Origin of the sequence: Nocardioides eburneus (assembly GCF_040838215.1) — a bacterium.
GTDB lineage: Bacteria > Actinomycetota > Actinomycetes > Propionibacteriales > Nocardioidaceae > Nocardioides > Nocardioides eburneus.
This window is the reverse complement of sequence record NZ_JBFPJR010000011.1, coordinates 106,695-117,958: the sequence shown is the minus strand read 5'-3', so window position 1 is coordinate 117,958 and position 11,264 is coordinate 106,695. Positions and strand designations below refer to the sequence as shown.

At 70.7% G+C, this 11,264-nt stretch carries 12 protein-coding genes; 8 read left to right on the top strand and 4 right to left on the bottom strand.

Annotated features, from left to right (window positions below):
• The 7 genes from AB3X52_RS08555 to AB3X52_RS08525 all read left to right on the top strand — a co-directional run.
• The coding region (locus tag AB3X52_RS08555) for an FAD-dependent oxidoreductase (RefSeq protein ID WP_367993270.1) at nt 1–772 on the top strand (772 nt) is incomplete at its 5' end.
• Nucleotides 760–957 (top strand): sulfur carrier protein ThiS, encoded by a 198-nt coding sequence (gene thiS / locus AB3X52_RS08550; RefSeq protein WP_367993268.1) that lies wholly within the window; start codon nt 760–762, stop codon nt 955–957. The genes AB3X52_RS08555 and thiS, both read left to right, overlap by 13 nt.
• Nucleotides 954–1,721 (top strand): thiazole synthase, encoded by a 768-nt coding sequence (locus tag AB3X52_RS08545; protein WP_367993266.1) that lies wholly within the window; start codon nt 954–956, stop codon nt 1,719–1,721. The genes thiS and AB3X52_RS08545 overlap by 4 nt, the downstream gene beginning before the upstream one ends.
• The gene (locus AB3X52_RS08540; protein WP_367993264.1) at nt 1,718–2,374 is read left to right on the top strand and encodes a thiamine phosphate synthase; all 657 of its coding nucleotides are present in this window, start codon (nt 1,718–1,720) and stop codon (nt 2,372–2,374) included. The genes AB3X52_RS08545 and AB3X52_RS08540 overlap by 4 nt, the downstream gene beginning before the upstream one ends.
• Entirely contained in the window at nt 2,371–3,201 is an 831-nt protein-coding gene (thiD, locus tag AB3X52_RS08535; RefSeq protein WP_367993263.1) for a bifunctional hydroxymethylpyrimidine kinase/phosphomethylpyrimidine kinase, read from the top strand. The genes AB3X52_RS08540 and thiD overlap by 4 nt, the downstream gene beginning before the upstream one ends.
• A complete protein-coding gene (gene thiC / locus AB3X52_RS08530) occupies nt 3,198–4,889 on the top strand; it encodes a phosphomethylpyrimidine synthase ThiC (protein WP_367993261.1) in 1,692 nt (563 codons plus the stop codon). The genes thiD and thiC overlap by 4 nt, the downstream gene beginning before the upstream one ends.
• 5 nt (nt 4,890–4,894) lie before the next feature.
• The gene (locus AB3X52_RS08525; RefSeq protein ID WP_367993259.1) at nt 4,895–5,518 is read left to right on the top strand and encodes a DUF1707 SHOCT-like domain-containing protein; all 624 of its coding nucleotides are present in this window, start codon (nt 4,895–4,897) and stop codon (nt 5,516–5,518) included.
• 39 nt (nt 5,519–5,557) lie between these two features.
• On the opposite strand, the gene AB3X52_RS08520 is transcribed toward AB3X52_RS08525, so the two are convergent.
• Genes AB3X52_RS08520 through AB3X52_RS08505 form a run of 4 tightly spaced genes read right to left on the bottom strand, consistent with a single transcriptional unit; the run spans nt 5,558 to nt 9,858 of the window.
• Nucleotides 5,558–6,796 (bottom strand): ABC transporter ATP-binding protein, encoded by a 1,239-nt coding sequence (locus AB3X52_RS08520; RefSeq protein WP_367993257.1) that lies wholly within the window; start codon nt 6,794–6,796, stop codon nt 5,558–5,560.
• 4 nt (nt 6,797–6,800) lie between these two features.
• Entirely contained in the window at nt 6,801–7,640 is an 840-nt protein-coding gene (locus AB3X52_RS08515) for a carbohydrate ABC transporter permease (protein ID WP_367993255.1), read from the bottom strand.
• A complete protein-coding gene (locus tag AB3X52_RS08510; protein WP_367993253.1) occupies nt 7,640–8,599 on the bottom strand; it encodes a carbohydrate ABC transporter permease in 960 nt (319 codons plus the stop codon). Before AB3X52_RS08510 ends, AB3X52_RS08515 begins: the two co-directional genes overlap by 1 nt.
• On the bottom strand, nt 8,596–9,858 hold the full coding sequence (locus tag AB3X52_RS08505) for an extracellular solute-binding protein (RefSeq protein ID WP_367993251.1): 1,263 nt from the start codon (nt 9,856–9,858) through the stop codon (nt 8,596–8,598). Before AB3X52_RS08505 ends, AB3X52_RS08510 begins: the two co-directional genes overlap by 4 nt.
• A 282-nt stretch (nt 9,859–10,140) precedes the next feature.
• Between AB3X52_RS08505 and AB3X52_RS08500 the strand changes: the two genes are divergently transcribed.
• On the top strand, nt 10,141–11,223 hold the full coding sequence (locus AB3X52_RS08500) for an ABC transporter ATP-binding protein (RefSeq protein WP_367993249.1): 1,083 nt from the start codon (nt 10,141–10,143) through the stop codon (nt 11,221–11,223).
• Nucleotides 11,224–11,264: the final 41 nt, after the last annotated feature.

Genomic DNA, 11,264 nt, shown 5'->3' with positions numbered 1-11,264 from the left:
CCGCGCCGCCGCCGCCCCCGGCGACCTGCAGCCGGTCGCGCGGCCGCTCGCGCGGCTCGAGCGGCCCGGCGAGAACGCCGGGCCGCTGACCCGGCGCGAGCTGCTCGCCCACGAGCCGCGGCTCGGGCGGGTGGTCGGCGGTGCGCTGCTGCCCGACGACCACAGCGTCGACCCCCGCGCCGTCGTCGCCGCGCTCCGGTCCCGGCTGGGCGGGCTGGTCCGCGCCACGGCGTCCCCGGCGGTCGCGGGCGTCACCGTCGTCGCGACGGGGACGACCCTTCCGGCGGCGTACGCCTGCCTCGTCCGGCCGGTCCGCGGCGAGATCCTGCGCCTGCAGGTGACGGCCGGCGGGCTTCCCGAGCGCACCGTGCGTGCCTGGGTGCACGGCGAGCAGGTGTACGTCGTCCCTCGGGCGAGCGGCGAGGTCGTCGTCGGCGCCACCCAGGAGGAGCACGACGAGCCTCCCATCGCGACGGTCGGGGGCGTGTGGCGCCTCCTCGACGCCGCGCGGCGGCTCATGCCCGAGCTCGACCGGGCCGAGCTGCGGGACGTCACCGCCCGCGACCGGCCCGGGACGCCCGACAACCTGCCGCTCGTCGGGCCGGCCGGGGAGCCGGGGGTGGTCCTCGCCGCGGGGCACTTCCGCCACGGCGTGCTCCTCGCCCCGCTCACCGCGCGCCTCGTCGCCGACCACCTCGAGACCGGGCTCGTCGAGCCCGCGCTCGACCCGCGCCGTCTCACCATCACAGGAGGAAACTCATGGGAGTCCTGAGGATCACCGTCAACGGCGAGCCGAGAGAGGTCACCGCCTCCGCGCGGCTGGCCGACCTGGTGCCGGAGTGCCGGGGGAGCGCCGCCGCGGTCAACGGCGCCGTCGTGCCGCGGGACCGGCACGCCGCGACCCCGCTGCATGACGGCGACGCCGTCGAGATCGTCACGGCGGTGCAAGGCGGATGAGTCTCACCATCGCCGGTCGCGAGCTCTCCTCGCGGCTCTTCCTCGGCACCGGCGGCCTGCCGTCGCTCGCCCTGCTCCCCGACGTCCTGGCGGCGGCGCGGCCCGGGCTGGTGACGGTCTCGATGCGGCGTACGTCGTCGGCGGCGCGGGGCGGTCTGCTCGACACGATCACGGCGGTCGGCGTGCCGGTGCTGCCGAACACCGCCGGCTGCCTCTCGGCCCGCGAGGCGGTCCTCACCGCCGAGCTCGCCCGCGAGGCGCTCGGCACGGACTGGGTCAAGCTCGAGGTCATCGGCGACGAGACCTCGCTGCTCCCCGACGCCGTCGAGCTCGTCGACGCGGCGGAGACGCTCGTCCGCGCCGGCTTCACCGTGCTGCCGTATGCGACCGCGGACCCCGTGCTCGCTCGGCGCCTCGAGGACGTGGGCTGTGCCGCCGTCATGCCGCTCGGTTCGCCGATCGGGTCGGGGCTCGGGGTGCTGGATCCTTATGCGATCGAGTCCGTCGTCGCCGCCGTCTCTGTGCCGGTCGTGCTCGACGCCGGGGTGGGGACCGCCTCCGACGCGGCCCTGGCCATGGAGCTCGGCTGCGCGGCGGTGCTCGCCGCCACCGCGGTCACCCGCGCCGACGACCCGGTCGCGATGGGGCGGGCGCTCGCGCTCGCGGTCGAGGCGGGCCGGGCGGCGTACGGCGCCGGGCGGATCCCGCGCCGGGCGGTCGCGCGAGCCTCCTCGCCGATGGCCGGACGGGTGGTGGCCTCATGAACGCCCCCGGCTTCGCTCCGTGTGCCGCGGGGACGCCGGACCGCAGGACCTCGGCGCTTCCGCGCCTGCTTCTGCTCACCGACCGGTCGCAGCTGCACCTCTCCCGCGCGCTCCTGCCCACGCTCGCGGAGTGTCGGGAGGCCGGGCTGACGCACGTCGTGCTTCGCGAGCTCGACGAGCCGCCCGCACCACGCGCTGCCCTCGCGGCGGCGCTGACCGACCTCGGCCTCACGGTGATCGCCGCCCACACGCCGCTGCCCGGTGCTGCCGGCGTCCACCTGCCGGCCTCCGCGGAGCTGACTGACCGGTCAGTCAGTCCCCGGCCCGTCCTCCTCGGGCGCTCCTGCCATCACCGCGACGAGGTCGCGAGGGCCGCCCGCGAGCGCGTCGACTACGCCACGCTCAGCCCGTACGCCGCCAGCGACTCCAAGCCGGGCTACGGGCCACCGCTCGCCGCGGGTGAGTTCGCCGGACACCCGATCCCGGTCTACGCGCTCGGCGGGATCACGCCCGCCAACGCCGCCGAGGCGGTGGCGGCCGGCGCGCACGGCGTGGCGGTCATGGGGGCGGTCATGCGTGCCGGAGACCCGGCCGCGGTCGTCGCCGCGCTGCTGGCCGCGCTCGCGGCCGGTGCACCCGAGGTGCCGGTATGAGTGGCCTCTCGCGGGGAACGGGTGCCCTCTCGGCGAGCCCACCGGTCGCGCTGACGATCGCGGGCAGCGACTCCGGCGGGGCCGCTGGGATCGCGGCCGACCTGACGACCTTCGCCGCGCACGGCGTCCACGGCGCCTGCGTCGTCACGGCCGTGACCGCCCAGGACACGACCGGGGTGCGCGACGTCCATGCCGTCCCGACGGCCAACGTCGAGGCGCAGCTCGCCGCCGTGCTCGACGACCTGACGGTCGCGGCGGTGAAGACCGGCATGCTCGGCACCGCGCAGGCAGTCGTGAGCCTCAGCGAGGCCTGGGGCGCGCGCTCACGCTCACGACCCCCGCTGGTCGTCGACCCCGTCCTCGTCGCCACGTCGGGCGCGGTGCTGGGCGGCGAGGAGGTCCGGCGCGCCTATGTCGAGCACCTGCTCCCGCTCGCCACCGTCGTCACGCCCAACCGCGACGAGGCGCGGGCGCTCACCGGCCACGACGGCCGGCCCGAGGAGCTCGCGGCCCTGCTCACCGAGCTCGGCCCGGCGGTCGTCGTCACCGGCGGAGACCCCGAGGCGAGCGGCCTCTGCACCGACTGGCTCGCCATCCCCGGGGGCGACCCCGTCCCGCTGACGCACCCGGCCGTCGTGACCCGCAACGACCACGGCACCGGCTGCACCTACAGCGCCGCCCTGGCCGCACAGCTCGCCCGCGGCGCCGACCTGACCGCCGCAGCACGCGCCGCGGCGGCGTACACCACCCGCCAGCTCACCCTCAGCCAGACCTGGACCCTCGGCCGCGGCCGCGGCCCCATCGCACACACCGGAGGCACCGTATGACCGTCCACCCCGCCCATACCCGTGTCGAGCTCGGCGACCTGAAGGTCCCGGTGACCCGCGTCGAGCTCACCAACGGCGAGACGTTCGACCGCTACACGACCGAAGGGCCCGGCTCCGTCCCGGAGCAGGGCCTGCCACCGCTGCGCCAGCCCTGGATCGACCAGCGCGACGACACCGAGACCTACCGGGGTCGGGAGACGCAGCTCGTCGACAACGGCAAGGCCGCGATCCGCCGAGGAAGCGCCCGCGACGAGTGGCAGGGGGAGCGTCGCCCGCCGCGCCGTGCCGCCGAGGGGAGCAACGTCACGCAGATGCACTATGCCCGACAGGGCATCGTCACGACCGAGATGGCCTACGTCGCGCAACGGGAGGGCTGCGACCCCGAGCTCGTGCGCAGCGAGGTCGCGGCCGGGAGGGCGATCATCCCGGCCAACGTCAACCACCCCGAGTCAGAGCCGATGATCATCGGCCGCCGCTTCTGCGTGAAGGTCAACGCCAACATCGGCAACAGCGCCGTCACCTCCTCGATCGCCGAGGAGGTCGACAAGCTCACCCACGCCGTCACCTGGGGTGCCGACACGGTCATGGACCTCTCCACCGGCGACGACATCCACACCACCCGGGAGTGGATCCTCCGCAACAGCCCGGTCCCGATCGGCACCGTCCCGATCTACCAGGCCCTCGAGAAGGTCAACGGGGAGGCCGACAAGCTCACCTGGGAGATCTTCCGCGACACCGTCGTCGAGCAGGCCGAGCAGGGCGTCGACTACATGACCATCCACGCCGGTGTCCTCCTGCGCTATGTCCCGCTCACCGCCGAGCGCGTCACGGGGATCGTCTCTCGCGGAGGCTCGATCATGGCCGGCTGGTGTCTGGCCCACCACGAGGAGAACTTCCTCTACACCCACTTCGACGAACTGTGCGAGATCTTCGCGGCGTACGACGTCAGCTTCTCGCTCGGGGACGGGCTGCGGCCGGGCGCGACCGCCGACGCGAACGACGCCGCGCAGCTGGGTGAGCTGCGCACGCTCGCGGAGCTCACCGAGCGGGCCTGGGCGCACGACGTCCAGGTCATGGTGGAGGGCCCCGGTCACGTCCCGCTCAACCTGGTCAAGGAGAACGTCGACCTCCAGCAGGAGTGGTGCCACGGCGCGCCGTTCTACACGCTCGGGCCGCTCGCGACCGATATCGCGCCGGGCTACGACCACATCACCTCCGCCATCGGCGCGGCCACGATCGCGATGCACGGCACGGCGATGCTCTGCTACGTCACGCCCAAGGAGCATCTCGGCCTGCCGAACAAGGACGACGTGAAGACGGGCGTCATCACCTACAAGCTGGCGGCCCACGCCGCCGACGTCGCGAAGGGCCACCCAGGCGCCCGGGACTGGGACGACGCACTCTCCAAGGCGCGGTTCGAGTTCCGCTGGCACGACCAGTTCGCGCTCGCGCTCGACCCGGTGACCGCCGAGGCGTTCCACGACGAGACCCTGCCGGCCGAGAACGCCAAGACCGCCCACTTCTGCTCGATGTGCGGCCCGAAGTTCTGCTCCATGCGGATCAGCCAGGACGTCCGCGACCGGTTCGGGATGAAGTCCGCCGACGGCGCCGAGGAGGGGATGAAGCAGAAGTCGGAGGAGTTCCTCGAGCTGGGCGGCACCGTCTACGTCGAGCCGTCACTACGCTGAGTCACATGGCCGTGCCCGACCCCCGCCGCAACCCGGAGCTGCGCATCAGCGATGCCGACCGCCATCAGGTCGCGGAGATCCTCCGCGAGGCGGCGGGGGAGGGCCGGCTCGACCTCGACGAGCTCGACGAGCGGCTCGAGGCGGCCTACGCCGCGAAGACGTACGCCGACCTGGTGCCGCTCACGCTCGACCTACCCGACCAGCGGCCGGCTTCCACCGCGGCAGCGTCCCCGCCAGCATCTCCGCCAGGCGCCGGCGGGGCCGAGCGCCACCTCGCGATCCTGAGCGGCGTCGAGCGCAAGGGCGTGTGGACGGTGCCCGGCGAGATGACGATCTTCTGCCTGATGGGCGGCGCCGACCTCGACCTGCGCGAGGCGCGCTGGTCGCAGCGGGAGTGCACGATCGTCGTCAACGCGATCATGGGCGGCGCCGACATCAAGGTGGCCCCCGATGTCCACGTGATCATGGAGGGGGTCGGGATCATGGGCGGCTACTCCGGACCCGGCGGCGGTGCGGAGGTCCGGGCCGATTCGCCCGTGCTGCGGGTGAAGGGCTTCGCGCTCATGGGCGGGGTCTCGGTCAGCCGCCGGCCGGCACGAGGCCCGCGGCTTCCCAAGACGGGCGGCTGAGCCGACCGCGGACCGGCCGCGCTCGGCTCAGCACGGCCCTTACACCGAGCCGGCCGGGGCGCCGTCGCTGCTCTCACCGGCGACGATCCCGAGCGACGGCACCGTGCCGGCCCGGCTGGCATCGACAGTGAGGTTCTCGGTCGTCTCGGGGTCGAAGAGGTGGACCTTCGAGCCGTCGAGCCAGATCTTGATCTTGTCGCCGTCCTTGACGGTGCTGCTGCCGTCGAGCGTGACGACCAGCTGGGTGCGGAGCGCCTCGCTGTCGGTCTCCTGGGCGAGCTGGTCGAGCTGGGCCTCGACCTCCGGGGGAGCCTCGAACGGGATGTAGGCGTAGGTCTCGTTGCCCAACCACTCGACCACGTCCACGCTGGCCTCGAACGTGTTGGCCTCCGACACGTCGCGCGCGTGCGGCGCCGACGCCTCGGCGAAGTTCTCCGGCCGGATCCCGGCGATGAGGAGCCCCTTGCCGGCGACCTTGGCCGCCTTCTCCTGCGGGATCTGCACTTCGCCGAAAGGCAGCTTGAGCGTCGTCCCCTCGACGGTCGCCGGCAGGAAGTTCATCGGCGGTGACCCGATGAACCCGGCCACGAACAGGTTGCCGGGGTTGTCATAGAGCTCCCGCGGCGTCGCGAGCTGCTGGAGCACCCCGCGCTTGAGCACGGCGACCCGGTCACCCAACGTCATCGCCTCGATCTGGTCGTGGGTGACGTAGACCGTGGTGATGCCCATCCGCTTCTGCAGCCGCGAGATCTCGGTGCGCATCTGGCCGCGGAGCTTCGCGTCCAGGTTCGACAGCGGCTCATCGAAGAGGAACGCGTCGGCGTTCCGGACGATCGCTCGCCCCATCGCCACCCGCTGACGCTGGCCGCCGGAGAGGTTGCTGGGCTTGCGCTCGAGGTGTTCGTTGAGCTCGAGCGTCTCCGCCGCGGCGCGCACCTTCTTGTCCACCTCGTCGTCCTTCGCCCCGGCCAACCGGAGCGGGAACGCGATGTTCTCGTAGACGGTGAGGTGCGGGTAGAGCGCGTAGTTCTGGAACACCATCGCCAGGTTGCGCTCGCGCGGGGCGAGCTCGTTGACCCGCCGGTCGCCGATGAGCATGTCGCCGGAGGTGATGTCCTCCAGCCCGACGATCATGCGCAGCAGCGTCGACTTGCCGCAGCCCGACGGCCCGACGAGGATCACGAACTCCCCGTCGGCGACGTCGATGCTGACGTCGTTGACGGCGGGGAAGCCGTCGCCGTACTTCTTGACGATGTGGCTCATGGAGATCGAAGCCATGGCGTTACCCCTTCACTGCGCCGGAGGTCAGCCCGGCGACGATCTTGCGCTGGAAGAGCAGGACGAGGATCACGATCGGGATCGTCACGATCACCGAGGCGGTGGCGAGCTGCCCGTACGGCGGGTTGAACGGGTCGCTGCCCACGAAGAACGACATCTGGGCAGGGACGGTTCGGGCCGAGGTCGTCGAGGTCAGCGAGATGGCCAGGACGAACTCGTTCCACGCGAAGAAGAACGTCAGGATCGCGGCGGTGAAGACTCCGGGCGCCGCGAGCGGGACGATCACCTTCCGGAAGGCCTGCCAGGGGGTCGCGCCGTCGACCTGGGCAGCCTGCTCCATCTCCCACGGGATCTCCCGGAAGAACGCCGAGAGCGTCCAGATGGCGAGGGGGAGCGTGAAGGTCATGTAGGGGATGATCAGGCCCGGCCAGGTGTTGAACAGGTGGAAGGTGCGCCACATGTCGAACAGCGGACTGACCAGTGAGACCACCGGGAACATCGCGATCGCCAGCGCCAGCGACAGCACGAGTCGCTTGCCCTTGAAGTCGAGCCGGGCGATGGCGTACGCCGCCAGCGTCGCGAAGATGACCGCGAGCACCGTCGCGATGATCGCGATGCAGAACGAGTTCCGCAGGGCATAGAGGAAGTCGTCGTTCGACAAGATGTCCTTGTAGTTCTGCCAGGTGGCGTTCTTCGGGAAGAACTGCGGACTGCCGGCGTTGGTCTCGGCCAACGGCTTGAACGACAGCGAGATGATCCAGGCCACCGGCAGCAGGCACCACACCAGGACGATGACGAAGCCGACCCAGGTGCCGAAGACGGTCTTTCCGGTCGAGCGTGCCATCACGCCTCCCCTCGGGCCCGGGCCAGATCGACTCGGAACAGCTTGACGATGAGCCAGGCGAGCAGCAGCACGGTGAGGAAGAGCAGCACCGAGAGCGCCGAGCCGAGCCCGAGTTGGAACTGCTCGATCACCTGGCGGTAGGTCAGGAACGAGGACGACTCGGTGTCCTGAGCGCCCTTCGTCATGATGTAGATGTTGTCGAAGATGCGGAACGCGTCGAGCGCGCGGAACAGGACGGCGACCATGATCGCGGCGCGCATGTTGGGGATGATGACCTTCCACAGCCGCTGCCACCAGGTGGCGCCGTCGACCTGGGCCGCCTCGATCATGTCCTCCGAGACCTGGGAGAGACCAGCGAGCAGCAGCAGCGACATGAACGGCGTCGTCTTCCAAATCTCCGAGACCATGATCGCGAACATCGCCGGCCAATGGCTGCCGAACCAGTTGGTCGCATCGACACCGGAGTTGATCCCCGGCAGCCAGGCGAACCACTGGTTGACGAAGCCGTTGTTGACGCTGAAGGCGAACTGCCAGGCGAAGGCCGAGACCACGGTGATGATGCCGTAGGGGATCAGGATCGAGGTGCGGATAGCGCCGCGGGCGAAGATGATCCGGTGCATCACCATCGCGAAGGCGAAGCCGATCACGAGCTCGATCGCCACGCTCACGACCATGATGATCACGGTGTTGAGCGTGTCCTTCCAGAACAGCGAGTCGGAGAGGATCGTGCCGTAGTTCGCGAGTCCGACGAACGCCTTGTCGTCCGGCGTGGTCAGGCGGTAGCGGAAGAGCGAGAGGTAGAGCGCCTGGATCATCGGCCACGCGGTGACGATGAGCATCACGATCACGGCCGGGGCGACCAGCTTGCGGCCCAGGCGGTTCTCGGCGATCGCGCGGTCGGTGCCCGACGTACGCACGCGGGATCCGGCGGCGGCAGGAGTCGCGACGGTGGAGGTCACAGCAGGCTCCTTCCGTGCAGCACGTCATCGATGAACGACGCCGACTTCGCCGGAGTGCGCTGCGAGACCGACGAGGCCGGGTGCCACGTCGACTGGATGGCGCTCGAGATGTCGCTCCAGTACGGCGTCACCGGCCGCGGCGCGGCCTGGTCGACGCTCTGCTGGAAGAGCTCGAGCAGATCGGCGGGATACTTCTTCTTCAGCGCCGGGTAGTCGTAGCCGCCGGCGCTCGCCGGCATGTTGCCCTCGGCGACGGCGTACTTGCCCTGGCTCTGCGCCGAGGTGAGGCAGGAGACGGCCTTCATCGCCTCGTCGACGTGGTTGGAGTACTTGCTCACGCCGATCCCGATACCGCCGTACGGCGGCCGCGACTGCTGGCCCTGCACCGACTCCGGGTACGGCGCCCAGCCGAGGTCGTCCTTCAGGGTCGGGCCGTCGGCGGAGTAGATGTAGGTCCAGTTGGTGAGGAAGCCGCCGTTCTTGGCGACGAACGACGCCTCGGACTGACCCTCCTGGGCGACCGAGAGGTCGGGCGGTGCGGCGCTGCTGTGGGCCAGCTTGGCGATGATGCCGGCTGCGGTCTTGCCGGCGTCGGAGTTGATGTCGATCGAGGCATCCACGCCCTTCTCGACGTCGCCGACGATGTCGCCGCCCGCCCCGGCGACGAGGGCGTTGATCCAGACCACGTAGCCCTCGTACTTGTTGGCCTGGACGGCGACCTTCGTGCCGGTCTTCTGGGCGGCGTCGATGATCTGGTCCCAGGTCACCGGCTTGCTCATGTCGAGCCCGGCCTTCTGGGCGACCGACTTGCGGTACCAGAGCACCTGCGTGTTGGACCAGAACGGGGCGACCGCGAGCTTGCCGTCCCACGTCGAGGCCGAGACGGCTCCCTTGAAGGACTGCTGCTCGAGGGTGTTGGCCAGGTCGTCGGGGATGGTGGCGAGGTAGCCGGCGTTGGCGAACTCGGCCGTGAACGCCGGGTCGAGGCTCATCAGGTCGATGGAGTCGTCGTGTGCGTTGAGCCGCCGCGCCAGTTGGACGCGCTGCTGGGTCGCGTCCTGGGGGAGCAGTTGCGTGGTGATCTTGTACTGCGGGGTGCTGCAGTCCTTCGCGAGGGCCGCCTGGCCGCCGTTGTCGGGGTTGGTGTACCACACCAGCTCCGGCGTACCGCTCGATGAGCCGCAGGCGACCAGCGTCGCCGACGCGACGGCGCCTGCGGCGCAGGCCGCGATTCCCCTCCCTCTTCGCGCTCGCGTCATGCGCGCCGCCCCTTCCCGGGTAACCCCGCGTCGATCGCACAGTGATCTGAGTCACTGGTGTAGTCCCCTATGGGCACTTTGTCCACAGGTGTCACACGGGGTGACCCATACCGGGGTGCGACATGCGCCGCTGGCCCAGACCACTGCACGGTCCGGTTGAAGCAGCGTCGGCGGCGTGCCTCGGCCGATGCCGTACAGTGAGCCAGGCCACGCCGTCGGTGCGGCACTTCTTTCACGACGGATCGTCCGGCACGTACCTGCCGGTGAAGGAGCAAACTCAACATGGCATCTGTGACCTTCGAGAAGGCCCAGCGCTGGTATCCAGGGACACCCACCCCAGCGGTCAAGGGCATCGACCTCGAGATCGAGGACGGCGAGTTCATGGTGCTCGTCGGCCCCTCCGGCTGCGGCAAGTCCACCACCCTGCGCATGCTCGCGGGGCTGGAGGAGGTGACCGACGGCCGCATCCTCATCGGCGACCGAGACGTCACCAACGTCCCGCCGAAGGACCGCGACATCGCGATGGTCTTCCAGAACTACGCGCTCTACCCCCATATGAGCGTCGCCGAGAACATGGCGTTCTCGCTGAAGATGGCCAAGGTCGACAAGGCGGAGCGTGACCGGCGCGTCAAGGACGCCGCGAAGCTGCTCGGCCTCACCGAATACCTCGACCGCAAGCCCAAGGCCCTCTCGGGTGGTCAGCGTCAGCGCGTGGCGATGGGCCGCGCGATCGTCCGCGAGCCGCAGGTCTTCTGCATGGACGAGCCGCTGTCGAACCTCGACGCCAAGATGCGCGTCCAGACGCGCACGGACATCGCCAAGCTCCAGGCCGACCTCGGCATCACCACCGTCTACGTCACCCACGACCAGGTCGAGGCCATGACGATGGGCGACCGGGTCGCCGTGATGAACGCCGGCGAGCTGCAGCAGGTGGCGACCCCGCTCGAGCTCTACCGCCGCCCGGTGAACCTCTTCGTCGCCGGCTTCATCGGCTCGCCCCAGATGAACCTCATCCAGGCGAAGGCCGCCGACGGCCAGGCGAAGATCGGCGACTACCTCGTCCCGGTCGACCCTGCGGCGGCGGCCAAGATGGCCGGCGACATCACCGTGGGCGTACGCCCCGAGGCTTGGCGCCTCGTCGGGCCCCAGGAGGGCGGCCTGCCGGTGACGGTGACCGTGGTGGAGGAGCTCGGCTCGGACTCGTTCGTCTACGGCTCCTCCGATGTGGAGGGCACGCCCTCGACGATCATCGTGCGCGTGTCCGCCAAGGACCAGGTCGCCAAGGGCGAGACGATCCACGTCACGACCGACCCGGCCGACGTCCACGTCTTCGACACCGCGTCGGGGCTGCGGCTCTCCGACTGACCAGCCACCTCGACGGGCTCGGCGGACATCCGCCGAGCCCG